This window comes from uncultured Sphingomonas sp., from assembly GCF_937871615.1.
Taxonomy (GTDB): Bacteria; Pseudomonadota; Alphaproteobacteria; order Sphingomonadales; family Sphingomonadaceae; genus Sphingomonas.
Genome location: NZ_CALMPA010000045.1, coordinates 20,939 through 43,096 on the forward strand (window position 1 = coordinate 20,939; position 22,158 = coordinate 43,096).

The following is a 22,158-nucleotide window of genomic DNA, read 5'->3' on the forward strand; positions in this document are numbered from 1 at the left end:
CCGGCGCTTGCACCGGTGCCATCTCAAAATATCACCTGATCACTGCAAGGCGGCCCTCACCGGAGCGATACGGGAGGCTTGCGAGGCCGAGGCAAGGTTCGCCTTCTCGATGAGCAGCTGCGCGATGTCCCCGCCCGCGCAGACGACAATCGGATGGCCGTCCTCGACGAGTTCGCCATAGGCCTGGTCGGTCAGGAAGGATGTCGTCACCAGCATGCCGAATTGGCGGTGCCGGAGGCGTGAGATGAGCCGCGACAGGACCTTCACGCCGAGTCCCGAGGCTATCGCATGGCATTTGGCCTCGAGTGCGAAATCGACCTGGATGCAGTTCTGTGGCTGTCCGAACTGCAAGGGGGACATCGATCAGGCTGCCAGGCGTTGGGCCCCATGCCAATCGAGCGTGTTGAACCAACTGCCAACCAGAAGGCCGCTCAACACGGCCAACGCATTGAGCGTGAGTTTCTTCGCGCCGACGATCTCCCCAGGATCGCCTTGGGCCGCAGCCTCGAGCACATATCCGACAGCGGCATGCTTCACGTCACTGGGTGCCCGGCCAAGCAATGTGCAAACCTCACCGGCCAGTGCCCCCAATGCGTCGCAGAGCGCATAGGGACGAATCCCGTCTCCGCGCCGCGTCCACGCGGCTTGGAGACGCGCCGGGCTCGTGCTCGCCAGCAGTGCCTCCACCTCGAGGAAATCCCGCCGCAGTGTTGCGCGCAGGCCTTGGATGAAGGTCGACGCACTGAGCTCACTTAGGAGCAGGGCGTCGAGATCGATCTCGCGCACGTCCCGGGATGGCCCGAAGAGGAAACGCATGTGCCATTGGCAGCCGCCTTCGCCATGGTTGGCGAGTTCGAAGCGCATGCCGCTCTTGAACCGCAAGCCCGGGAGTGCCGCCCGGAAGCGACGACTGGGGAGGTAGGTCGCCCCTTCGGCATCGGGCCGGGTCACCTTGGGACGTTCCTCGGGCAATCGGAGGTCCCTGCCCGCGTCATGCGGCAGCACGAGGTCCTCGACCGCGGTGCCATTGGCGGCATTGCCGACAAGATAGGTGAAGGAGGGTGGGATCGCGTTCCCCACCATCTTCCTCTTCTCCGCGAAGGATTTACCGAAGAACTGGTAGGTGATCGGGAAACCCTGGAGCGAGGCGCGCTCGCGGACCGTCAGGCGACGGAAATCGCCAGGCGCCGCGGGGTCCTCGATGACGATGCTCTCGCGCGAGACGCGGGTGCAGGTCGCGGTCACGGTCCGCGAGGGCTGGCTCGGATCATCGGGGAACGACATGTTGTTGTAGACCGGGTGGTAGACCTTGGCCTCCCGATTCATGCGGCCCTCCTCCTCGGTGAGACGCGGCTCGCGCTCCATCTCGGTCACGACCGCCCGGTCGAGGACCACACCCCAGACAGGGTCGGTCACATGATCCGCGCACAGGCCGTCGACCACCTCCCCCAAGGTCAGGCGCGGCAATCGCGAGCGGTAGGCCTCGAGCAGCTTAAAGGGCAAGATGCCCGCGATGCACCGCTTACGCGCCTGCGGTGTGCCGAACGTCGCCATGTCGTAGACGTGGACCTCGGGATCGAGATGGCGGAAGCGGTACAAGGGATGCTTGGGGTCGATGAATCCCCGCCGCAGGACATCCGCCACCCGCGGGACATTCTCCATCACCCAGTAGGTCGGCTGCAGGTGCTCGACGACCTCGAAGAACCGGACGAGGTCCTTGAGACCGTCCGCGATATCGCCGTTCCCGCCTCGGTTGGAATAGGAGAATTGGGTGCAAGGCGGGCTGCCTATGACGAGGTCGATATCCTCAGGGAGGCCCGCGATGTCGAGCTTGCGGATATCGACGGGCACGAGATCACCGCCGAGATTGCCATTATGGGTGTCGATGGCCGGCTGCCACCATTCGTAAGAAGCGACCACCTCGATACCGGCCAGGCGCAGGCCTAGGCTCCAACCGCCCACACCAGCGTAAAGGTCGATCGCGCGCAAGCCATGCCCCAACAATCCGGGCAGCGATGTCCTGCCCTCCGATCCTTCCGACCTTAGGGTGCGCCAGCCTCTTTGGGAAGCCTTCGGCTCCCCGATACGACGTTGGTCGGACCAAGGAATGCGACGAGCGTCTGCTCGAGACCGGCATCGTCGGCGATCCCGCATTCCCATAGCGTCAGCACCTCCCAACCCTGGCTTTGGGCCTCTGCCAGGAGACGGTCGTCACGCTCGCGGTTGCGGGCGAACTTGGCCTCCCAGAAATCGCGGCGGGTCGCGGGTATGCGGGCGTGCCGGCAGCCGGAATGCTGATGCCAGAAGCAGCCATGGACCTGGATCGCCTGGCGGCGCCCGGGGAAGGCGATGTCTGGCCTACCGGGCACACCCTTGAACTGGATGCGGAACCGATAGCCCAACCGGTGGAGCACAGAGCGGACGATGCGCTCGGGCTTCGTGTCCGAGCGCCTTATGCGGGCCATCAGCTGGCTACGCGCGGGCGTGATCGAGGGGTCGTCGGTCAATCGGCCTTGGTCCCGCACATATCCGTCCCGATCACAGATGCAGTATTGCTGGGGACACGAACGGCTGAACGGGCGCTGTGATCCGCAATGGGCGGCGACCCGCGCATGGATTCGCCGAGCTGCATGAAATTCTTTGCAGCTTCATGACAACGGGTGGATACCATTGCTGGCATTAGCACGAGAGAAGCCGACCGGCGGCTAGGGGGATCATACAAAAGCACCGCAGACGACCGATCTTAGGGCGCGTTGCCGATCGTCCGCTTCGCCGAGCCTGAACGGCGGCTTCTCCCGCGACCGGTCGTTCACCGCTGCCAGTTTGAACGACTGGGCGTGGGTCGCGTCCGGCCGCTGCTGCACGGTTGAGTGACTGATCGACGGTTCGCCTCGCCCCGTGCGAAGCAGCTTGCACGTCCACATCCTTCCACTATATTGAGACATATGAACAAGCCCATGACCCTCAATGTTCGCATCGGCGGCGCGCTGGGCGATTTCGTCGCCGCCAATGTCGGCGACCAAGGTGCCTATGAGAATGTCAGCGAATACGTCCGCGACCTGATCCGCCGCGACAAGGAGCGAGCCGAAGCCGAGCAGTTCAATCGGCTTAAGACCGAGCTGACCCGGGCCTTCGCCGCGCCCCAATCCAGCTATGCGCCGCTCGACGCGGACGCGGTGATCGCGCGCAACCATCGGGGCTGATATGACCGGCTTCACGGTCTCGGCGATTGCCGGACAACGCCTCGACGAGATCTACGTCTATACCCGCGACACCTGGAACAAAACGCAGGCGGAAACCTATGTGCGGAAACTTTTCGGGTGCTTCGACCGTATCGTGCGCCGCGATCAACTCTGGCGCGCGGTGCCGGCCGAGTTCGGTGTGGATGGCTTCTACTGCCGGCACGCGCATCATTACATCTATTGGCGCCAGTTTGCCGATGGCACGGTCGGCATCGTGACGATCCTGCACGAGCGGATGCACCAGATGGATCGCTTTCGCGAAGACAGCGTGCCCTGAGCAACCACTCGGTCGATACGGCTATTGACTGGACCGCATACGAACTGGGAGCGATCGACGACGCGAAATCGCTTCAGACACGGCTGTCACACCCAAGGACCGTCCCAGGGCGCGCGAATGTGAACAGTCGAACCCAGTAACCGGTCTTAGGATCGATCGAAGTTTTGCTGAATGACCTGCATTGGCCGAGAACAACTCCCAGCTTTCTCCCTTCAGGCCGATAATCGTTCTTCAGGCGGCCACTCAGGCCATTGGAGAACGATCATGGAGATGTCTGAATCCGAACCCACCGCCACCAAGCGTCAAGTCTGGAATGCCGGCAGAACTGATCGATGTTGTCCGAGTACGCGGCATATCCGCCGCTCGGACACCGGCAGTATCTGCCGCACATGATCGACACACCGCCGACGCCGCGCGGGGCTCAGAAGTTTCCCCGCGCCGCCTCCTGCAGGATCAACTTATCCAGCGTCAGATCCGAGACTGCACGCCGAAGCCGCGCATTCTCCTGCTCCAGCTCCTTCATCCGTCGCGCCTGATCGACCTTCAGGCCGCCATATTCCTTACGCCAGCGATAATAGGTCTGCTCGGTAACCCCGATCCGACGGCACGCATCCGCAACCGTCCCTCCCTGCGCCCGCGCAATCTCGGCCTCACGCAACTTGCCGATGATCTCCTCGGTCGTATGCTTCTTCGACGGCATTCATTCTTCCCTTCCGTGTCCAAAATAACATTGATTTCGGACCACCACGAAGGGGGCAGATCATCGGCTGGCCATGACGCGCGGTGCGCCATACTTTATCGAAGACCCGGTTGTAAGAAAATTTCCCATTCGTTGCGACATGGTAGCCTTCCTATTAGGCATCTTGCCGACATGGATGATTCGCCTATTCACCTTCTGTCCGAGCAAGAACGTGCCTGCCTGCGGCTTGTCCCCCTCAACAACACGGCCGAGATCGCGCGCGCTACCGGGTTGAGCCCGGAGACCGTGAAAACCTACATCAAGCGGGCGTGCGACAAACTCGGCGTCAACCGGCGCGCTGATGCCGCCCGCATGCTGATAGCCGCTGAATCCTGTCCCCATGAAGGTGGATACAATTCCCGGGGGACAGACGAGCAGGCCCCCGCCGCCCCTGAAAGGCCAAACCGAGAGGCAGGGCGTTGGCTCGCTCTGCTGCCGGTTCGCAAACAGGGAGCTATCGGAAATGACCTCAACCTCGTCCTCCGTCTTGTCATCTGGATTCCGCTCGTCGCGATCGGTATCGCCATCGCCTTTGGAATGCTCGCGGTCGGCATCCGCGTCCTCGCCGATCTCGCCCATTCCCTGTGATGACGCCCAGGTTGACCCGGTCGCATTGTTCGTTGGCGAATACCGCGCCTATGAACGCTCTCTTCGCGCAGTTTTCGCGTCCGGTGGCCGGGTCGCTGCCGCCGCCGCCGAAGCCCAGGCCAGCCAGCCTCTTTCACCCATCGCGGGTCATCAGGTTTTCGCGGCAATTTCGCACGCCAATGTGTCGATCACCGATGCCATCTCGAAAATCGCGGAAGGGCACCGTGTTCTCGAAGTCATGGCCGGCAAGATGGGAGTCGATATCACGGCCTATGGCGACAAATTCGACTTTGCCTAACGCGGAAGCGCGGCACATAACGCAGCTGTCGTTGAAGCGATTGGCGACGGCGCAAACTGCAGGTGTTCTTGCTTTCAAGTGAAACCAGCTATCCTTTTCGCAATCACCCAGTTCCTCGTCACCGCGCTCGCGCTCTTACGAGGTGGTGGACCGGAACGCTCGGCGGCGGCGATGCTAATCGTGGCCGGCCTGGCAACCATGGCGGTGGCCTCTGGCGGCAGTTACCATTTCAGCGCACTGAACTGGTCGCTATTCTGGATTGACGTCGGGTTGTTCGGTTGTCTCGCGGGATTGGCGCTCGTCGCCGATCGTTTTTGGCCAATGTGGCTTGCAGCATTGCAACTCGTCGCTGTCGCAAGCCATGGCATTCGCGCGTACGATCCAACGTTACCGCCATTGGGATATTGGTTAATTGCAGGGAAGATCGCCTACCCGATGCTGATGGTGCTGCTGCTTGGCACACTGCGACACCGTCAGCGGAAATTCCGGGGGTTCCCGGAATATTCATGGACCATCCAAAGGATGAAACATGACAAGCGAAACTATCCATCGCCTCCCGATATTCAGTGACATTTCCGCAGGTGCGGAGGCGATTTTGCCGTCCGTGATCCCGACAAAATCCGGATCGGAATGCGTAACGCATCTTTCGGCGCTACTCGCTGCTGCCCGCATCGACGACGCCGACGTTATTGCGCAACGCTTGGTGGAAGAGTTTGGCTCGCTTGGCGCGGTGATGGCGGGATCTCATGCGCGGCAGCTCAGAGTCGCAAAATGCGACAAAGCCGTATCTATCATTCGACAAATAAATTCCGCATTTCGCCATGCGCTAAAAGCGGAAATATACCTAAATCCCGTTGTTTCAAATACCGAATCTCTTCGTGACTACCTGTTTATACAGATGGCTTTCGAAAAATCGGAACATATAAGATTGCTATATCTTAATGGCGGAGATCGTGTAGTTCGTGATGAAATAGAAAATAGAGGATCTATCGATTCCGTTGAATTTCATGTTCGAGAAATTATTGTTCGCGCCCTAGAGCTGGGGGCATCCAAGATCATCGTTGTCCACAATCATCCATCTGGCGATCCTCGACCAGGCCGCAATGATATTTCTCGAACAAATTGCCTAATTGACGCCTGTCGCCCGCTTGGAATTCATGTGGTCGATCATCTGATCGTTGGCCGGCTTGGGGTAAGAAGTCTACGGGAGAGTGGTGCGATCCGATAATAGGTGCTTTCGTTTCCGGGGCTCAGCGCCCGGCGCGGTGAAGACCGGGCGCGCTGCTCGGCGGCGGATTTGCATCGCGACCGAATTGACGGGCGAACGACCACTCTTGGCTAAAGCGGACGTTCCATTGCCGCACCGAATAGGCAGGTTTGTCCCCAACTTCTGACCTTCCGAGTGGCCCCGACCGCTCCTGAATGTATGGCAAGTTTTGATGCGTGCGCTTGGCGCCGAGAACGGCGGCTATGTTGGCGGCAGCCGCGTTTGCGTCCGGTGTGATTCATGCGCGGCTCCCTGGGCATTGACATAGGCGTGCGTTGTTGCGTGCCGATCCGATCGCCGACAGCGATCACTCCATCCGTGGACCGCAAACCGTGAAGGGCGTATGCTAGGCCGGTACCAATCATAGTCTTGGCGCGACCCTTTACGAAGGGAGTAAGCGATGAAGTCCGGCAGTGCGATCCCGCCCCTGATTTTTTTCATCATCTTAGCCGCAGGGTTGGCTGTTGCCGGCGCCCAGGTCGGCTCATCGATCTCCGGCGCCGCGGGGATCGCCGTCATCTCGTTCATCTTGGCGAGCCTTGCCGGGCTGGCGATCAAGGTTCCCAACCAGTGGGAACGGCTGATCGTGCTGCGCCTGGGCAAGTTTCTGGCGATGAAGGGGCCGGGGCTATGCTTCATCATCCCGATCGTCGATACGGTCGTCTATTGGATCGATGTCCGCGTGATCACGACCTCCTTCAACGCGGAAAAGACGCTGACCAAAGATACCGTACCGGTCGATGTCGACGCCGTGCTTTTCTGGAAGGTGATCGACCCCGAGAAAGCGGCGCTTGCCGTCGCCGACTATCAATCGGCCATCAGTTGGGCGTCGCAGACTGCGCTGAGAGACGTCATTGGCAAGACGATCCTATCGGACATGCTGGAAGGCCGGGACAAGATCAGCGGCGAATTGCAGCGGATCATTGATGCGCGCACGGCTCCCTGGGGGATCAACGTCATCGCGGTCGAGGTCAAGGACGTGTTGATCCCGCCAGCGCTGGAGGACGCCATGTCCATGCAGGCGCAGGCCGAGCGCGAACGCCAGGCACGCGTCATTCTGGGCGATTCGGAACGGCAGGTTGCGGAGAAGTTCGAGCAGGCCGCCAAGAGCTATGTCGATAATCCGACGGCGCTTCACTTGCGCGCTATGAACATGCTCTACGAGGGACTGAAACAGAATTCTACGATCGTCCTTGTCCCTAGCACCGCGTTAGATTCCATGCAGTTGGGCGGTGTCATGGGGACAACCGCGATGGCCGCGGTTCAGGCCGAGGGAAAAACCGCAAGTCGCGCCACGCGCCCCTGGACTGACGCTGCTCACCGGTAACTAAATGACAGCTACCGAAACGCTGAACCCGGGTCGGGAATGCAACTCTGTTGGCGGAAGCCGTCACCGCTGCGCTCACCTCGGAAGGCCAGCTATTCGACTTTTGCTTCCCGTAATCTGCCCGGAATCAGTCATTCGCGGGCTATAGGTCGGCCCCCGAGAGCCGCCACTTCCGGCTATTCCCGGTGGCGTAACGCCTCGATCAACACGATAAAACCCGAGGAATGCTGCCGGCGGCTGGGATAATAGAGGTGATAGCCCGGGAACGGCGGGCACCACTCGTCAAGCACACGGACGAGACGACCATCGTCAATAAGCGGCAGGACATGATCCTCCGGCAGATACGCGATGCCGACCATGTCCTGCGCAGGTGGTTCTGCGTTGGCTGAACCAGCGCGGTATCGTCGCCATTCCGAAGTCTGTGCGCAAGAAGCGCATGGCCGAAAATTTCGCGATCTTCGACTTTGTGCTGGATCACGAGGACATCCCAGCCATCGCGACGCTCGACCAGAAGGCCAGCAGCTTCTTCGACCATCGCGATCCCGAGAAAGTGAAGTGGCTCGGCACGCGAAAACTCTGAGCCGGCTGCGACGTCACCGAAGCGCGTCCGACCGACCAATGCTGGCCAGCGCGTGTGTCCGGACCCGTAGTCGAAGGCAGCCATACGAGTCAGTTCATTCGGAACCTGCCGGTCGGTTAACCCCAGTTCCGGTCGATCGATGGCCGGTGTTGTGGGGAACGGAGAGCAGCTTTCAGGGATTCGTTTCGCCGCCGGGAACGGCGGCCATGTTGGCGGAAGCCGCTCCGAATTTGTCCACGCGGCATAGCGCCTGCGGTTTTCTATTCGTCACAATCCGCAGGTGGTTTGTCTGCTCCGTTCATTGGCGCAACCAAGGAGGAGCGCGGCCGGAGTGATGCAATCGACCGCGCTCCCGAGAGATACCGCATAGCGCTGCGGCATTTGCGAGTGTGTCGTGACAATTCCCGGCCCGCAAGGTGCAATCTGCTGTGGTAATTGCGATAGAGACCCGATGCGCAGTTTCATCATCACCGCGGCAACCGTCGCAGCTCTTGCTGTTTCAGCTCCCGCACCAGCCTGGGGACCGATCGGACATCGGATCACCGGCGCGATCGCGGACGATAATCTCAGCGGTCTTACCCGCGCCAATGTCCGCTTGTTGATCGGTACGGAAACGCTGGCCGAAGCGTCGACCTGGCCCGATGACATGCGCTCTGATCCAGCGGACTTCTGGCAAAAGACGGCAAGCCCGTGGCATTATGTCACGGTGCCTTCGGGCGACACCTACGAGCCATCACTTGCCCCTGCCGAAGGGGACGCGATAACGGCGCTGACCCGCTTCACCGCTGTCTTGCGCGATCCCAAGGCATCGGTGGAAGACAAGCGGCTCGCGCTGCGCTTCGTGGTCCATATCATCGGCGATCTGCATCAACCGCTTCATGCCGGGCGCCGCGACGATCGCGGTGGCAACGACACGCATGTCACCTTCTTCAACAAGCGGACCAACCTGCATTCATTATGGGATTCAGGGCTGATCGAGCAGCGCAAGCTTTCCTACACGGAATATGCCGCCTTTCTCGCCCGCTCGACCACGCCAGAACAACTGATCGCATGGAGCGACCCGCGCCCGGGGACGTGGATTACCGAGAGCGTGCATTTGCGCGAGAAAATCTATCCCACCGACCCGAAACTTTCATGGAGCTATGTATACCAGCACCAAGCTGAACTTGACGAACGGCTGAAACAGGCCGGCATCCGCATCGCTGCCTATCTGAACTGGTTGTTCGCGCCGAATACCAGATAGGCGAGAAACTAGCCGGCCATGAGCCAGCTTGCGATCCCGCTGAGCAATGCGGCGATGACGATGATTGTCACCACCGCAAATTCCAGCTCGATCGCGTTGGGCCTTCGCATTGGAAAACATTTCCAGAAAATGCTGGTGAAGGACAGCTAATTGATGACATCCGAGCAGGAGCGATTGGCCGAAGCGCTGGCGATCGAGCGTATTCATGGAGAGGGTGCGGCGCTTTACGTAGCCGAACGTATCGGTGCTCTTGTCGTTGCAGGCGAGGCAGATGGCGTGGAACGCTTTCGCGAGATTGCGGCAGTATTGGATAGATTGCAACGGCCGGGCAACTGCACACGTATCTGTTGATCTGCTTCGGCGAGACGATAATCTCGCTTCTTCCCCGGAATAGCGGGGCAAGGAGATGGATATGCGTTCGATCGTCGCCGCTTTTGTTGCCGTTACGCTTGTTGCCGCAGGTGCGCCTGCCCTCGCCGCGCCGTGCAAGGACGCCAAGACGGGAAAATTCGTCAAATGCCCGACCACGCCGGTAGCCAAGGCAACAAAATGTCGTGACGCCAAGGGTAAGTTCGCCAAATGCAGCGCACCTGGCGCCAAGCCGGTGAAATAACCCTGGGCCGGGGAGCGGGCCGTTGCGGAACGCAGGCCCCTTCCCTTTCCCGACGCACGCAGATTGCGCCGAATTTCACGTTGCCAGTGAAAAATGTCGAGAGATCACCGCGATAACAACAGGTCAGGATTACACATCTGCCCCCTGCTCGTTCGTGGCTGTGCAACCTTTTCGTTTCAACGGCGATGCAGGAGCAGATCCAGATGGTAAACGACCCCGATGTAACGCCGGTAGCGCGTTGGGAATTCCGGGCGCTGGCGATCATGCTGGTCGCGACCCATGGTGATCTCGCGCAACAATATGCCGAACAGCAGCTCGCGGATGCAGAACGCAACGGTCATGCTGGTGAGCGTGTCACCTGGCGCGAGGTTCTGGCGCAATTACCCCTTACGAAACCATCGTAGCGGTATCCCTTACACTTTGAAATTGATGACGAGCGCTGGGTCGACAGCACCCACCGATAATCTTTGACGATCAGTATCATGCAGCGCACACTTCCGCCCGCACGCCACGGGCGCGTGACATGGATGGATCGAAGGGGAAATAACTCATGGTCAAGAAATGGATGTTCGCCGCCGGCTTCATCGTCGCAATGGCCGCAGCGGTGCCGGCATCGGCACAAGCGGCCCGTCATTATGATTGCACCAAAGCCGGCAATGCCAACAAGGCGGCGTGTAAGGGAACAGTGGCTGCCGCACCCGCGAAACCAGCGGCCGCAGCGGCATCCGCAACGCAGCGGAACTATGACTGCACCAAGGCGGGAAATGCCAATAAGGCGGCCTGCAAGGGGACGGTCGCTGCCGCAGCCCCCGCGAGCCGCGCACCAGCTGCCGCCCGCAATTACGATTGCAGCAAGGCCGGCAACGCGAACAAGGCGGCGTGCAAGAGTGCGGCAACTGCTGCTCCCGCGACGACGCGGGCACCCGCTCCTGCTGCTCCGCGCGCAGCACCGCAGTCAGCGCCGAAGGCCGCAGCCATTGGCCAGAACACTAATCCGGGCGGCCCGAACGGCGCCACCGCGCAATGCCGCGACAACACCTATAGCCATTCGGCACATCGCTCGGGCACCTGCGCCGGTCATGGCGGCGTCGCCAAATGGTATTAATCGGACACTGAGACATGTTGCTTGAACACCGCCGCGCTTCGGCGCGGCGGTGTTCGGCCTATACCTTGAATTATGAGACCGGCTCACCCGGCGTTACCGGAGTGATCGCCCGTCGTCGTCCACGGCTGCTATGGTGGACCGGACTCTCGACGTCCTGGAAGCCGTGACTTGCTTGGTCTGGTGGCGATGTGTCTGCATGAACCTGAGCATATCGAACTGTGCGCCTGCGCTAACAGAGAAATCCAATAATGACAGCTGTCGGGTTTTCGGTCTTTGGCATCGAATGACTGCTGTCGGGCGCGTTGCTGCCCGGCAGCTGCCGAACTCGGGAATGACCGGTTCCGGCATGAGCCGACCTTCCCGGGGCGGCATCGAAACGGCAATAGCTGGTCGCGAACCGCCGATCGGAATAGCCGAACCGGATCGTCCGCTGTTATCTATGCACCGCCGAAACCGACCGCCAGCACCGGATGGGCCGTTGTCACCCCAGAAGCGGACCTTGACGCGCCGCTTAGAAGCAGACACTCATCTTCAGGCGTTCTCCGTCGCGCTCAGGCGGGACCGTTGTGACGATCAGCCGCGCGACCGGTTCAGGATGCGGGCCAGTCCGATCTTCGAATGGACGTCGAGCTTGAGGTAGACCGACGAGAGTTGGTTGCGGACCGTCGAGGCGCTGACGCCCGCCTGGGTCGCGATGTCGCGCTGGGTCATGCCGCCGGCGTAGAGGCGGGCGACTCGCGTCTCGGCCGGGGTGAGGCCGAACGTCCCGGCGCGAGTGGCGACGGCGAAGAGAAGACGCCCGTTCGCGGCCTGGACCGTGAATTCATAGTCGCCGAGGACCACGGCGGCGCGCGCGCCGTTCAGCAGCGGGTCGAATGCCGGCGGCAGCTTCGGCCCCCGCCAAGCTGGAGCGACCGCGCGGATGGCGATGCGGAAGTCCTCGCCGGCCGCTTGAATGACGCCTTGATCGCTCGCCACGGCATAGCCGTCGCGGTCGTGGAAGCCAGCTGCGGTGCCGCTTGCCGCGACCCGATAGTGATGCGCGATCTGACATTGCCCCCACGCCACCACCAGGTGCGGTGAGAGGTATTCAAGGAGGGCGCTGTCATCCGCGGTGAAGGCGCGTTGAGAATCCGCCCGAAACAGGAAGACCATGTCTCCGACGTCGGTGACCTCGTCGCGCTCTACGATTCCAAGCGCGTGCTCGATGCCGGCCGGCTTCGAGAACCCAAGATAGATTTCGATGTCGTGGTAGCGTTCCAGCGGCATCACGTCTTCGTTGCGCAGCGCCCGGCCCGGGTTCGCGACGGCTGCCGATCGGACAAAGTCGTGGGCCTGCCATTTCGCTGCATAGGTCATCAGCGTGTCGAAGGACAAGTCGACAGAGCTAAGGCTGAAAAGCTCGTTGGTGGAATGGACGCCAGAACCCCACACACCAGCGTCGAACGGCAATACCAACTGGAGACGGCGCAGCGTTGCTTCCTTAAACGTCTCGAACGACAGGGTGAAGATGCCGCGATAAACGTCGGCGACCGCGGCTTGCACCGACCTCGGGACGCTAAGTGTGCATCAGCTTCGACGTTAGGCGCCGATCGGCACGAATAACCCACTAAATTCAAAGAACATCGAGGGCCAACATTGGTATCCAATTTACACCCTGCTGGCTGCGTCACTTCGGCGTGTCGGATGGATGTGGGTCGACGGGTTGGCGAAGAAGCCGACTCCAGTCGAGTTGTGCGAACAGGATGACCACACCGATCATGCCGATCTGAAGCGCGATGCCCCATGGGCTCTTCAGCGTGTTTACGAACGAATCGCCGAGGCTAGTGCCGCGTAACCCTTTGGCGGTCGCCGCGTAAATCGAATAAGAGACAAGACGGCCCGCGAAGAAAGCGGCGGTGAAGTGACGTAATCGCATTTTCGCCAGCCCCGCTGCGGCGAACAATTGTGCCGACGGCAAGGGGGACAGAGCGAACAGGCCGAGCCCGATGATTATATTGCGCGGCCGCGCTTCCAGCGCCTGGCGGGCAGCGCGGAGGTTTCGCTTCTGCTTTTCCGGCAGGCGGCCGCCGAGGAAGCGGAAGCCATATGCGAGCAACAGCCGCCCAATGGCGGCGGCAAACGCGCTGACGATGACGATCAGTGCGATCGGCAGATCACTGTTCAGACCATAAAAGACGATGATCGACCAAGTGGGCGGCCCAAAAGCGGGTAGGAGATTAACGCCCAGAACAATCAGGAACAGGATCAGGAAGGGGGCCATGATCCGGCTAGAATCCGAAATCCCGGCCATTTCAAGTCCTGAAGCCGGCCGGTGCCGATCCCAAGGCACACCCCTTTGATGTCATGGCCTCCTTTCTCAAAGGAAGGAGAGAACGCCTGTCTAACCCAACGTCAAAAAGCGATCGCTGCGGCACCTGGGTGACGGGGATTGACGCCGCCGAGGAATAGCCGCGATCGATCATGATCGACTGGGCGCTGCCCCTCGTTTCGTCCGATATGTTGGGGTGCCGCATCCGCTCGAGGAGGGCGCGTGTCGGGAAAGCCACGATCTTGATCGTTCCATATAGCTGTACGCGCGCGTGTTACGAACGTCGGCTATCGGGATCACGATTTCACGAGCCAAACGACCGCAATCAGGGCGCGTAGCCGTCGGGCTGTTGACGCCCTGCAATTCAGGCCATTTCGCTACCACGAGTTTGTTACCGCAACCGGTCGTTCAGCAACCCAGACAAGACCGGACCAGTCGCCCCTTGGATAGCGAGCAGTAAAATCACGACGCGGATCCCTTCTTAGGCCCAAGCGACGCATCACGTTCTGCGACCGCAAGTTATCTATGGCTGTGTACGAGACGATTTCCGGCACATCGAGGACCGACCAAGCATGACACAGCGCCCGCCGCGCGCTTTGGGTCGCCAAACCCTTGCCCCACGCATCACGACGGAATCTCCATCCAATTTCATGGTGGACACCGAGCGGATGATCGGCATCGCGGCGGGTCATTATCCCAGCGTAGCCAAGAAAGGCTCCGACACAATCGACTACAGCCCGTGACACGCCGTCGGTTTTCCAAGCGTTACGATATCGATCGAATTTCTCTCTGCTACCATCCCTCGTAAACGGACCGCCGAGGTCAGCCATTACATCGGGATCGCTTTGCATCTCCGCGAAGCTATTCCAGTGCTCTTCCGCCCATTGTCGCAGCTCAAACATCTTCATGCGTCACGCATCAGAATGATGATGACAGCTTAGTTCATGCGCCGCAACGAGAGCTGCCTTCCTGCTCCCCACCCCCGTCCGGCCGGCAGGACGGCGCGTTTCCTTGGCTGATCAAACGGCGGGTTTCGGGATCAGCGGCACCCCGGTGGAACGGCGACAATTAGGGCGCTTTCCAGCCGGACCGCTTTCTGAGCCCAGTCTGTCGGCAGTCGACCAACTTAAGCCGTTCCCATGAGCGGGTGGGAACGACCGCTCGGGCCGAAAGCGGCCATTGGCACCCCTAATCGTCCATCGGCGGTAGCGCCCTGAAATCGTGATTCCGAGCTGGCGGCTCCCCGTCCAACAGCCGACATACGGCTTGTGCCCAGAAGAGGAATTTACGATTGGCAGCAAATGCTAGGAATCTAAGGTTTTCTGCGAGCGCGGACACGCTTGTACTCTGCTTTGTACAAGGTGAAATAAAGCTCGCCGTATGGCCGCTGAGGCAGGCCAGCGCTTTCAGTTGCCGGGCTTCGCTTTCGGAGTGGGGGTGGACGGAGCGGGAGCCGCCACCTTTGGCATTGGCACCTTCAATTCCGCTACTGGCAATACCCTGCCGTCTTTGGCTAGAACTACCCGGTCAGCCTTGTTCTGATCAGACATAAACTCTCTCCGCCCTCACTTGCTAGCTTTGTCAGTAGGTTTGGGAGGCACCACCTTCGGCATCGGTACCTTTAGTTCCTTGACTGGTACAACCCAGCCTTCGTTGCCGATAAATTGCTCACCTGACTTCTTCGCGCCGCTCATGAAACTGCCCGTCACTTGCCGGTTTTATCGGCGGGTTTCGGAGCCGCCACCTTCGGCATAATCGGACGCAACTCCGACGTTGGAAGGACTGAACCCTCCACTATCCGCGTCGGCTTGACCATCGATCCCTTGTAAACTGGCGGTTTCATACTGGCTCTCCTGAATGCTACCTGTCATATAGGTTTCAGCCTCCTTGTTCGCAAACGCAAGGTGCCGTTTGCTCTCTGGGATGGACAGGCCCTTGCAATGTTTGTTCTGGGCCTGCTGCGACTTTTTCTTGAGGGTCATCGCAAGACCATAGATTTCGTCGTCGCGCAGCATACCACGACTAACCTTAAACCAGTCCGTCTCTGCGGTCAGCGCAAGAGCATCTAAATCAGGTCCAAAGTTGCTGAGCGCTTTCAAACGCGCCTTGTACGGTAGATAGGGTTTAACTGCGTTCAAAACTTGCGAAGCCGCTATTATCACTCCCCATAGAAATGAATACTGCGACCATACTGCCCAGCTGGCTATCGCAGCACTAGACGTGACCGCGGAAAATATTGATATCCAGCGATCGGTTGCCTCAACACTCCCGTGGCATCGATTGATGTATATCGCGTCGCGCTTGATAGTAGCGAACACATCCCAGTAACGGTTCTGCGTATTGCTCTGCATCATCACCCCCCCACGAGCAAGATACTACCTATGGCCCAAAAATGACAGAGATATGCGAGAGGGCAATCACAGTTCTGAGCGCGGTTTGCCCCCGTCACCTCCCTGTTTTGCACAATTATCACACGCCTGCGGTATCGCGCGTGGCTCTCCACTCATCCGCTCAGGCCATCGTGGCCGCGCCAATTCGCGAGCTGAAGTCATGTTCCCCTCCGGGAAGGATCAGATATCGCATGGTCAGCGCATCACTCGGAGACCCCCGCTTGTCGTCATCGATCCCGAGGATCTGGACCGCCGCGAAGAAGCCGTTGGTGTTGCGAAGGACAGCGATTTCTCCCGGCTGGAGGGTGCGTAAGCGGGAGGTGAAGTCATAAGCCGACGCATCGGTGATCTGCTCGATGGCGGTCGCCCCGCGCGCAACCGCGATGCCGTGGATCGACGGGGGATCGTTGTAGAGGTGGATGCTGGTGTCGCTTCCCTTGCTCCACTGGGTTTCGAATGCCGACGCGTCGGTGCCGATGACGTACCGCCCGTCGAACGCGCCATAGTCGAACGTCACCTCGCCAGACATGGCGCCGGACGTAGGAGGAGGGACGTCGGATGCCTTGCCCGACGTTGGCCCGACCCCGACCTTGTTCGCAATTTCGACCGCGAGCGCGGCGGGTGTGTAGCGACTCGCCAAGAGGTATTGGATCGTATCGGGGAGCCCAGGCACTGCCGTGTCGTCGAACCGGACAGGAAGGATATATTCGGCCTCGTCCTTCATCTGACGGCTGATCGCCGAGCGCCGCTCCTGACGAGTCCATGCTTTTGCGACGTATTCGGCCGAGATGAACATCACCACATACTGTGTGCCGCGCGAGTAGATCTGGTGGAAGTGCTCGGCGCCATCCTTGCCCCACAGGGCATTGGCCTCGAACTCGTCATAGAAGACGGCGACGTGGCGGGCAACGAGAGCGCGGGCAACGTCGCGCACATACTCGCGCTGCTCGCCCGCAAACGACAGCGCCACCTGATACGGGCGGGGCTCATGTCCGATCAGTGCGGCGACTGCTGGGTCGGCTGGTAGCGCTGGTGACGCTGCCGACCCCGCCGGTGGCGCCGGCTCAGCTTTCGCAACCCCGACCTGATCCATGCCGACATCAAATTGCCGGAAGCGGTAATCGATCTTGGGAAGCAGGGCCTCCACGCGCTTGTTGATGACATCTCCGGCCGTGCCGCGCCCCATCATTTCGATCCATTTATCCAACTCGGCCGCGCCGCGCAGCACGGGAAGAAGGTCGCGTGCCCGCAGGAATGCCTGATCCCGGCAGGTCTGATAGTCGATGTCCGGCACCGATTTCATATGGCGGAGCGTCGCCAGCATCTCGCTAAGTGCCGTATCGAACTCCTTCTCGATTAGCTCGGCCATAGCCTTCAGCGTAGCTCCCGATCGGAGCAAGCCCCGCGCGGCGTTGCGCGTCGAGATCGCATTCGCCTCCGCCTTCGCGCGGGCGCCGGCATCGTCGCGGATCGTGTAGAGCCGGTCGAGGAAATCGTTGATGGTCGGATGCTCGTGATTTGCCATGCTGGCAGTATAACCAATCTCGATAGTCGAACCATCAATACGAGCGACCGACGCGGAGCTATTTCTGATGCTGGACTTCACCGACCTATTGAAGAAGGCGGGCTCCCGCGTCGCGGCTTGGTTCATGGCAAAAACGGGGCGGCCCTCCGTCGTGAATGGCTACTCCACCACCTTTCATCCGCGGCAGACGACGCGCATCTCCAGTCGCCCTCCGATGGCTCGTCGGGGAAGCGCTGGATGTCCGCTCCTATCGAAACCTGCCGTTCGACGCGGCGCGTAGTAAGGGCAGGAAAGTCCCCCGTTTCGCCGCTCCGCATCACATCGGCCAGACGGCAGCGATCAACGGAGTTCCCACCCCCAGGACCAGCACCGTCGGCGCGTTGCAGAGGAACGACGAGCGGGCTATCTCACACCAATGGGTCCTGACCGCCTTGGCGCGGTCACCGCGGCGCCATCCATATCCGCTACCCGCAGTTCCACAGCTTGGGCTCTGCGCCCATGGACAGACGCGTTCGCTCTCGTTCCGGGGCGTTGTACAGCACGCCCCGAGACCTCGAGTCGATACCGGCTCGATCGGCATATTTGCATGAATTTTTAATAAAAACTTGAACAAATAACGGCAGTCGCTATCTCCGCTCGAGAGGAAGATGACATGTCGGCGCTGACGGAACTCACCAAGCGACTTCGCCCGGGCCAGGTGTACCGGCGCAAGGATCTCGCGCGCTGGTCGAGCGCGGTCGATCGCCATCTCCGCCAGCTTGTCACCGACGGCCGGCTCGAGAAGGTGTCCGCCGGCCTGTATCTCGCGCCGCGCAGAACGCGGTTCGGCAATGCGCCCGCCGCGCCCGAGAAGCTCGTACGGCGCTTTCTCGGCGACGATCACTTCCTGATGGTCTCGCCAAGCGCCTTCAACAGCCTGGGGGTCGGCACGACGCAGCTGTACAACGAACCGGTCGTCTACAATCGCAAGCGCCACGGTCGTTATCAACTCGATGGCCGGACGTATGACTTCCGCATGCGCGCGGGCGTTCCCACGCAGCTGTCGGAAGAGGTGCTGCTCGTGGACCTGCTCCACAATCTCGACCGGCTGCCCGAGGACAAGGCGGCGATACTGCCGCGCGCGCTCGACCGGGCACGCCATATGGACCGGAGCCGCCTAGCCCGTGCGGTGCGCGACTTCGGGTCGGCGCGCGCCGAGCGGCTGCTGGCGCCAGTGCTCCACGCCACGGCCGCCTGATCGCGCGCCGGATGCTGTTGCATGAAAGCCCCGACTTCCGCGACCTGATCGAGATCACCGCACGCGATCTGGCGATCGATCCGGGCTTGGTCGAGAAGGACTATTGGATCATGCACGCCCTGTGGGGCCTGCAGCAACTGGGGTTTCGGTTCGAACTCAAAGGCGGGACCTCGCTGTCGAAGGGGTATCAGCTGATCCATCGCTTCTCGGAGGACATCGACATACTGATCCACGCCGAGGTGGATCTGCCGTTGGGAAAGAACCAAAACAAGCCCGCCCAGATCGCGGCGCGGCGACGCTTCTACGATGGGCTGCCGCCGCGCCTTGCGATACCCGGATTCACAGGCGCCGTACGCGATCACGCCTTCGACGATGAGCGTATGCGCAGCGCCGGCATCCGGCTGCACTATCGCTCGATCAACCCCCTCCCCGACGGCGTCAAAGCCGGCATCCTGCTCGAGACAGGGTTCGACCAGGTTGCGCCCAACCGACCATGCCTGATTTCGTCCTGGGCCTATGACCGTGCACTGGCCGCAAGACTCGAGGCGCTGATCGACAATCGCGCGGTCGCGGTCGATTGCTACGAGCCCGGTTATACTTTGGTCGAAAAGCTGCAGACCATCTCGACCAAATTCCGCCGCCGGCAGGCGACGGGCGAGCTGCCGCAGAACTTCATGCGCCATTATTACGATGTCTATTGCCTGCTCGCGGACGAGAGCGTGCAGGCGTTCATCGGCACCGACGCCTATCGGGCCCACAAACAGGCGCGGTTTCCCGCCGCGGACGAGAAGAACCTGCGGCGCAACCCAGCCTTCCTGCTCGAGGACGCAGCTGTGCGTCGCGCGTTCGAGACGGCCTATCGTCAAACCCGCGCGCTCTATTATCGCGGCCAGCCCGAATTTTCCGCGCTGATCGAGCGGATCGCGGCCAATCTCGCGCGGCTCTAGCCGCCCGGGACCGATATCAAGTCGCGATGCGGCAAGGTGCAACGCGCGCTGGACAGTCGGCGATATGCTCCAAACGCCAGTCGTTGCTTTTTCCGAATACATCCGTCGCCGCAGCGCCCGGTCATGACCGGACCGAAAGCACCCCTTGCCTTCGCCGATCGCAAACCGGCCACGACGTCATTCGATTACCGGTCCCGATCGCCCCCGCCCGATCGACCAGCTAACCCCATCGCCGCGCATGACGCCCGACACCGGCTTGCCGATCTGGCGCTCCAGCGTCTTCGCCCAAGGCACCAGCGTAAATTCGCGCGACTTCTCGACCAGCGCGAACTTCCCACTGACGAGGTCGACCGGGCGGCGCACGATACCCTCGACCCGCCCGCCCGGCGCGGTGTCGACGAACGTCAGGCCAAGCTCCACCGACAGCTGTCCCGCGACCCGCAGCAGTTCGCGGCGCTGGAGCGTCGCGAGCAGGTCCGCACGATAGCGCGTCACCGCTCCGACCTCATCGGCGAGCCCCTGTGCAATCAGCCATTGCCGGCGCCGCGCCTGCGCGTCACGAACTTCGCCACCAAACCCCGCCTCGCGCAGCGGCATATTCTCCCCCGCCACGAGATTGCGATCAAGCCAGGTCGCGGCTTCGGCGCCGACCAGGCTCGCCAGCGGCTGCGACGACAGGATTTCGACCGCGACCGGACGATCGCGCACCAGCCTTGCCTCATGCGCCGCGGCCCGCGCGAGATGATCGTCGGCGATGACCCATTGTCCCGATGGTTCACGGGTCACGCCACCGCTCACCCGGCGCATCGCCTCGAGCCGGCGGACATGCGCCTGCGCGAACGCTTCGGTCGCACTCGGATCATGGCGCAGGTGCGCGTCCACATCGTAACGCCCGCCATTGGCGGCCGCGACCGCCGCGATCGTGCGGTCCGCCTCGCGCACGTCGGCACGCAGCGCGTCGATGCGCACCACCGCGCCTTCGGGCATTGCCTCGAGATTGGCGCCCTTGCCGACGCCGATATAATGACCGCGGCCGTCGACCCCGTCGACGATCAGATAATGACGATCGGCATGCTCGTCGGCGAGCCCGCGACCGACCAGCTTTCCGACCAGTGATCGTACATCGGGCGCCGCCGGATCGTAGATCACCTGATCGACCGGCGCGCACGCGACCCCGCGCCGCGTAAACTCACGCTGCATCGTACGGATGATGTCGCCGCGCTCGCCCATGCGTTTAAGCGTCTCGCCAAGGCCGCTGGCGAGACGCCACCTAGTGCCATCGATCGGCTCGGCGAGCCCCAATTGCCCGAGCCTGGCGAGCCGCCCCGCGCGCAATGCCTGGCTGAACGGATCCGCGCCGGTCGTGGCGACGATGCGATCGTCGCCGGCGTCACGCAGCAGCGACCGGTCGAGCGAGGTCAGCCGCTCCTGCCCGACCTCGGCGCGCAGCCCCGCCTCGAGCTCGCGGCTCGAGCGCGGCCCGAGGTCGAGATCGACCAGTTCGCACGCGCGCTCGCGCATGCCCGTCGTGAGATAGTCGCGCGCGATGATCAGATCGGCGCCGCGATGATCCTTGCCGCGCACGATGATATGCGTGTGCGGGTGCCCGGTGTTGAAATGATCGACCGCGACCCAGTCGAGCCTGGTGCCGAGATCCTGCTCGACCCGCGTCATCAATCGCCGGGTCAGCGGCTTCAGATCCTCATATTGATCACCGTCCTCGCAACTGACGATGAAGCGGAACTGATGGCGATCGCCGCTCCCGCGCGCGCGAAATGCCCTGGCATCGACGCTGTCATCATCGGCGCCATAGAGCCGCCCCGCTTCACCGTCGCGCGTCGTGCCGTCGCGCTGGAGATACCGCAAATGCGCGCCCGCCGCCGCCGCGCCCTTGCCCGCGAGCCTGACAATGCTCACCTTGATGATGACGCGCCGCGCCGCGAACGCCCCACGATGACCACGCCCGGCAAGCACGCACCCGATCCCCGCGCCGCGGCCGATCCGGCTGCCGCTGAACGCACCGCCGCGCCCGCCGATTTTCCCTGTGCCGCCACGCGCGAGATTGGTCGCCGCCAGCACGCGGCCGAGATACTTTCGCGCGCGCTTGCCGCCGGCGCCGCGCATGCGGCCAAGCCGCGGTTCGAATTCGTCGTCGCCGATCATGGCATGGTTCCATCACGCTTTCGGACGAACCATGACGCGCCGCTCGCCTCATGAAAACCGGTGCCGGCGAGACCCGCGGAAAAGCGGCGATTCCACGCCAACCGGCACTGGCGCGACGCGGACAGTGCCAACAAAACCCCTATAAAACGATGTGCAAACAAAAACTTATGGAGCGACAGTGCCATAGCTTAATCTTGCCTTTCGCGCCCTCCTCCACATCCAGCCCCTCCGCCCCGCTGCACGCCCTCAACGCGCCCCCATCAGCAGCCGCCGACCATCCGCCGAGGTCAAAAGAAGCCGGGTCGC

General features: G+C 61.6%; 25 protein-coding genes and 2 pseudogenes. 16 read left to right on the forward strand and 11 right to left on the reverse strand.

Features of this window, described 5'->3' with window-relative positions; translation table 11 throughout:
- Nucleotides 1-39 precede the first annotated feature (39 nt).
- From Q0316_RS11560 to Q0316_RS11570, 3 genes are read right to left on the reverse strand one after another with little or no spacing between them, the layout of a single operon-like run.
- A complete protein-coding gene (locus tag Q0316_RS11560; protein WP_298672548.1) occupies nt 40-351 on the reverse strand; it encodes a restriction endonuclease in 312 nt (103 codons plus the stop codon).
- Nucleotides 352-363: 12 nt separating this feature from the next.
- A complete protein-coding gene (locus Q0316_RS11565; RefSeq protein ID WP_298672551.1) occupies nt 364-1,989 on the reverse strand; it encodes a DNA cytosine methyltransferase in 1,626 nt (541 codons plus the stop codon).
- Nucleotides 1,990-2,042: 53 nt separating this feature from the next.
- On the reverse strand, nt 2,043-2,507 hold the full coding sequence (locus Q0316_RS11570; RefSeq protein ID WP_298672554.1) for a very short patch repair endonuclease: 465 nt from the start codon (nt 2,505-2,507) through the stop codon (nt 2,043-2,045).
- A gap of 438 nt (nt 2,508-2,945) precedes the next feature.
- On the opposite strand from Q0316_RS11570, the gene Q0316_RS11575 reads away from it, so the two are divergent.
- Both Q0316_RS11575 and Q0316_RS11580 read left to right on the forward strand, forming a co-directional pair.
- Nucleotides 2,946-3,203 (forward strand): addiction module antitoxin, encoded by a 258-nt coding sequence (locus Q0316_RS11575; protein ID WP_298672556.1) that lies wholly within the window; start codon nt 2,946-2,948, stop codon nt 3,201-3,203.
- Nucleotide 3,204: 1 nt separating this feature from the next.
- Nucleotides 3,205-3,519, forward strand: coding sequence for a type II toxin-antitoxin system RelE/ParE family toxin (locus tag Q0316_RS11580; RefSeq protein ID WP_298672558.1), 315 nt, complete (start codon nt 3,205-3,207; stop codon nt 3,517-3,519).
- 326 nt (nt 3,520-3,845) lie between these two features.
- On the opposite strand, the pseudogene Q0316_RS11585 reads toward Q0316_RS11580, so the two are convergent.
- Nucleotides 3,846-4,219, reverse strand: a pseudogene (locus Q0316_RS11585) (transposase); the annotation flags it as partial.
- 171 nt (nt 4,220-4,390) lie between these two features.
- Here Q0316_RS11585 and Q0316_RS11590 point away from each other — a divergent pair.
- From Q0316_RS11590 to Q0316_RS11610, 5 genes are all read left to right on the forward strand, one after another.
- The gene (locus Q0316_RS11590) at nt 4,391-4,846 is read left to right on the forward strand and encodes a helix-turn-helix transcriptional regulator (RefSeq protein ID WP_298672561.1); all 456 of its coding nucleotides are present in this window, start codon (nt 4,391-4,393) and stop codon (nt 4,844-4,846) included.
- Between the two features lie 25 nt (nt 4,847-4,871).
- Nucleotides 4,872-5,144 (forward strand): hypothetical protein, encoded by a 273-nt coding sequence (locus tag Q0316_RS11595; RefSeq protein ID WP_298672562.1) that lies wholly within the window; start codon nt 4,872-4,874, stop codon nt 5,142-5,144.
- A gap of 78 nt (nt 5,145-5,222) precedes the next feature.
- Nucleotides 5,223-5,714 carry a hypothetical protein gene (locus Q0316_RS11600; protein ID WP_298672563.1) on the forward strand — a complete coding sequence of 164 codons (492 nt, stop codon included), beginning with the start codon at nt 5,223-5,225 and terminating at the stop codon, nt 5,712-5,714.
- Entirely contained in the window at nt 5,674-6,372 is a 699-nt protein-coding gene (locus Q0316_RS11605) for a RadC family protein (RefSeq protein ID WP_298672564.1), read from the forward strand. Before Q0316_RS11600 ends, Q0316_RS11605 begins: the two co-directional genes overlap by 41 nt.
- 439 nt (nt 6,373-6,811) lie before the next feature.
- Nucleotides 6,812-7,738 carry a slipin family protein gene (locus tag Q0316_RS11610; RefSeq protein ID WP_298672566.1) on the forward strand — a complete coding sequence of 309 codons (927 nt, stop codon included), beginning with the start codon at nt 6,812-6,814 and terminating at the stop codon, nt 7,736-7,738.
- Nucleotides 7,739-7,914: 176 nt separating this feature from the next.
- Here Q0316_RS11610 and Q0316_RS11615 read toward each other — a convergent pair whose 3' ends face one another.
- Nucleotides 7,915-8,097: a LysR substrate-binding domain-containing protein gene (locus tag Q0316_RS11615; protein WP_298672568.1), complete on the reverse strand. Its 183-nt coding sequence runs from the start codon at nt 8,095-8,097 to the stop codon at nt 7,915-7,917.
- 5 nt (nt 8,098-8,102) lie between these two features.
- Here Q0316_RS11615 and Q0316_RS11620 point away from each other — a divergent pair.
- The 7 genes and pseudogenes from Q0316_RS11620 to Q0316_RS11650 all read left to right on the forward strand — a co-directional run.
- Nucleotides 8,103-8,318, forward strand: a pseudogene (locus tag Q0316_RS11620) (aldo/keto reductase); the annotation flags it as partial.
- Nucleotides 8,319-8,769: 451 nt separating this feature from the next.
- Nucleotides 8,770-9,561 (forward strand): S1/P1 nuclease, encoded by a 792-nt coding sequence (locus Q0316_RS11625; RefSeq protein WP_298672575.1) that lies wholly within the window; start codon nt 8,770-8,772, stop codon nt 9,559-9,561.
- A gap of 18 nt (nt 9,562-9,579) precedes the next feature.
- The gene (locus tag Q0316_RS11630) at nt 9,580-9,711 is read left to right on the forward strand and encodes a hypothetical protein (RefSeq protein ID WP_298672578.1); all 132 of its coding nucleotides are present in this window, start codon (nt 9,580-9,582) and stop codon (nt 9,709-9,711) included.
- Between the two features lie 3 nt (nt 9,712-9,714).
- On the forward strand, nt 9,715-9,912 hold the full coding sequence (locus Q0316_RS11635) for a hypothetical protein (RefSeq protein ID WP_298672581.1): 198 nt from the start codon (nt 9,715-9,717) through the stop codon (nt 9,910-9,912).
- A 61-nt stretch (nt 9,913-9,973) separates the two neighbouring features.
- Nucleotides 9,974-10,174 carry a hypothetical protein gene (locus Q0316_RS11640; protein WP_298672583.1) on the forward strand — a complete coding sequence of 67 codons (201 nt, stop codon included), beginning with the start codon at nt 9,974-9,976 and terminating at the stop codon, nt 10,172-10,174.
- 185 nt (nt 10,175-10,359) lie between these two features.
- Entirely contained in the window at nt 10,360-10,578 is a 219-nt protein-coding gene (locus tag Q0316_RS11645) for a hypothetical protein (RefSeq protein WP_298672585.1), read from the forward strand.
- 146 nt (nt 10,579-10,724) lie between these two features.
- Nucleotides 10,725-11,279, forward strand: a complete 555-nt coding sequence (locus Q0316_RS11650) for a DUF3761 domain-containing protein (protein ID WP_298672587.1) — start codon at nt 10,725-10,727, stop codon at nt 11,277-11,279.
- A 573-nt stretch (nt 11,280-11,852) separates the two neighbouring features.
- Here the strand turns inward: Q0316_RS11650 and Q0316_RS11655 are convergent.
- The 5 genes from Q0316_RS11655 to Q0316_RS11675 form a co-directional block, all read right to left on the reverse strand.
- Nucleotides 11,853-12,824, reverse strand: coding sequence for a LuxR C-terminal-related transcriptional regulator (locus Q0316_RS11655; protein WP_298672590.1), 972 nt, complete (start codon nt 12,822-12,824; stop codon nt 11,853-11,855).
- A 124-nt stretch (nt 12,825-12,948) separates the two neighbouring features.
- Nucleotides 12,949-13,572 carry a hypothetical protein gene (locus Q0316_RS11660; protein WP_298672592.1) on the reverse strand — a complete coding sequence of 208 codons (624 nt, stop codon included), beginning with the start codon at nt 13,570-13,572 and terminating at the stop codon, nt 12,949-12,951.
- A gap of 395 nt (nt 13,573-13,967) precedes the next feature.
- Nucleotides 13,968-14,498 (reverse strand): GNAT family N-acetyltransferase, encoded by a 531-nt coding sequence (locus tag Q0316_RS11665; protein WP_298672595.1) that lies wholly within the window; start codon nt 14,496-14,498, stop codon nt 13,968-13,970.
- Nucleotides 14,499-15,308: 810 nt separating this feature from the next.
- Nucleotides 15,309-15,944, reverse strand: coding sequence for a hypothetical protein (locus Q0316_RS11670; protein ID WP_298672597.1), 636 nt, complete (start codon nt 15,942-15,944; stop codon nt 15,309-15,311).
- Between the two features lie 157 nt (nt 15,945-16,101).
- Nucleotides 16,102-17,631: a TIR domain-containing protein gene (locus tag Q0316_RS11675; RefSeq protein WP_298672598.1), complete on the reverse strand. Its 1,530-nt coding sequence runs from the start codon at nt 17,629-17,631 to the stop codon at nt 16,102-16,104.
- A 526-nt stretch (nt 17,632-18,157) separates the two neighbouring features.
- Between Q0316_RS11675 and Q0316_RS11680 the strand changes: the two genes are divergently transcribed.
- A complete protein-coding gene (locus Q0316_RS11680) occupies nt 18,158-18,742 on the forward strand; it encodes a hypothetical protein (RefSeq protein WP_298672600.1) in 585 nt (194 codons plus the stop codon).
- An 11-nt stretch (nt 18,743-18,753) separates the two neighbouring features.
- Nucleotides 18,754-19,689: a nucleotidyl transferase AbiEii/AbiGii toxin family protein gene (locus tag Q0316_RS11685; protein ID WP_298672602.1), complete on the forward strand. Its 936-nt coding sequence runs from the start codon at nt 18,754-18,756 to the stop codon at nt 19,687-19,689.
- A 177-nt stretch (nt 19,690-19,866) separates the two neighbouring features.
- On the opposite strand, the gene rlxS is transcribed toward Q0316_RS11685, so the two are convergent.
- Complete coding sequence (rlxS, locus tag Q0316_RS11690; RefSeq protein WP_298672604.1) at nt 19,867-21,852, reverse strand: relaxase/mobilization nuclease RlxS; 1,986 nt, start codon at nt 21,850-21,852, stop codon at nt 19,867-19,869.
- Nucleotides 21,853-22,158: the final 306 nt, after the last annotated feature.

Coding starts and splice junctions, on each gene's coding strand:
- Q0316_RS11575 (WP_298672556.1), top strand. CDS start 2,946: ATGAACAAGCCCATGACCCTCAATGTTCGCATCGGCGGCGCGCTGGGC.
- Q0316_RS11580 (WP_298672558.1), top strand. CDS start 3,205: ATGACCGGCTTCACGGTCTCGGCGATTGCCGGACAACGCCTCGACGAG.
- Q0316_RS11590 (WP_298672561.1), top strand. CDS start 4,391: ATGGATGATTCGCCTATTCACCTTCTGTCCGAGCAAGAACGTGCCTGC.
- Q0316_RS11605 (WP_298672564.1), top strand. CDS start 5,674: ATGACAAGCGAAACTATCCATCGCCTCCCGATATTCAGTGACATTTCC.
- Q0316_RS11610 (WP_298672566.1), top strand. CDS start 6,812: ATGAAGTCCGGCAGTGCGATCCCGCCCCTGATTTTTTTCATCATCTTA.
- Q0316_RS11615 (WP_298672568.1), bottom strand. CDS start 8,097: ATGGTCGGCATCGCGTATCTGCCGGAGGATCATGTCCTGCCGCTTATT.
- Q0316_RS11625 (WP_298672575.1), top strand. CDS start 8,770: ATGCGCAGTTTCATCATCACCGCGGCAACCGTCGCAGCTCTTGCTGTT.
- Q0316_RS11630 (WP_298672578.1), top strand. CDS start 9,580: ATGAGCCAGCTTGCGATCCCGCTGAGCAATGCGGCGATGACGATGATT.
- Q0316_RS11635 (WP_298672581.1), top strand. CDS start 9,715: ATGACATCCGAGCAGGAGCGATTGGCCGAAGCGCTGGCGATCGAGCGT.
- Q0316_RS11640 (WP_298672583.1), top strand. CDS start 9,974: ATGCGTTCGATCGTCGCCGCTTTTGTTGCCGTTACGCTTGTTGCCGCA.
- Q0316_RS11645 (WP_298672585.1), top strand. CDS start 10,360: ATGCAGGAGCAGATCCAGATGGTAAACGACCCCGATGTAACGCCGGTA.
- Q0316_RS11650 (WP_298672587.1), top strand. CDS start 10,725: ATGGTCAAGAAATGGATGTTCGCCGCCGGCTTCATCGTCGCAATGGCC.
- Q0316_RS11660 (WP_298672592.1), bottom strand. CDS start 13,572: ATGGCCGGGATTTCGGATTCTAGCCGGATCATGGCCCCCTTCCTGATC.
- Q0316_RS11665 (WP_298672595.1), bottom strand. CDS start 14,498: ATGAAGATGTTTGAGCTGCGACAATGGGCGGAAGAGCACTGGAATAGC.
- Q0316_RS11670 (WP_298672597.1), bottom strand. CDS start 15,944: ATGATGCAGAGCAATACGCAGAACCGTTACTGGGATGTGTTCGCTACT.
- Q0316_RS11675 (WP_298672598.1), bottom strand. CDS start 17,631: ATGAACCAAGCCGCGACGCGGGAGCCCGCCTTCTTCAATAGGTCGGTG.
- Q0316_RS11680 (WP_298672600.1), top strand. CDS start 18,158: ATGTCGGCGCTGACGGAACTCACCAAGCGACTTCGCCCGGGCCAGGTG.
- Q0316_RS11685 (WP_298672602.1), top strand. CDS start 18,754: ATGCTGTTGCATGAAAGCCCCGACTTCCGCGACCTGATCGAGATCACC.
- rlxS (WP_298672604.1), bottom strand. CDS start 21,852: ATGATCGGCGACGACGAATTCGAACCGCGGCTTGGCCGCATGCGCGGC.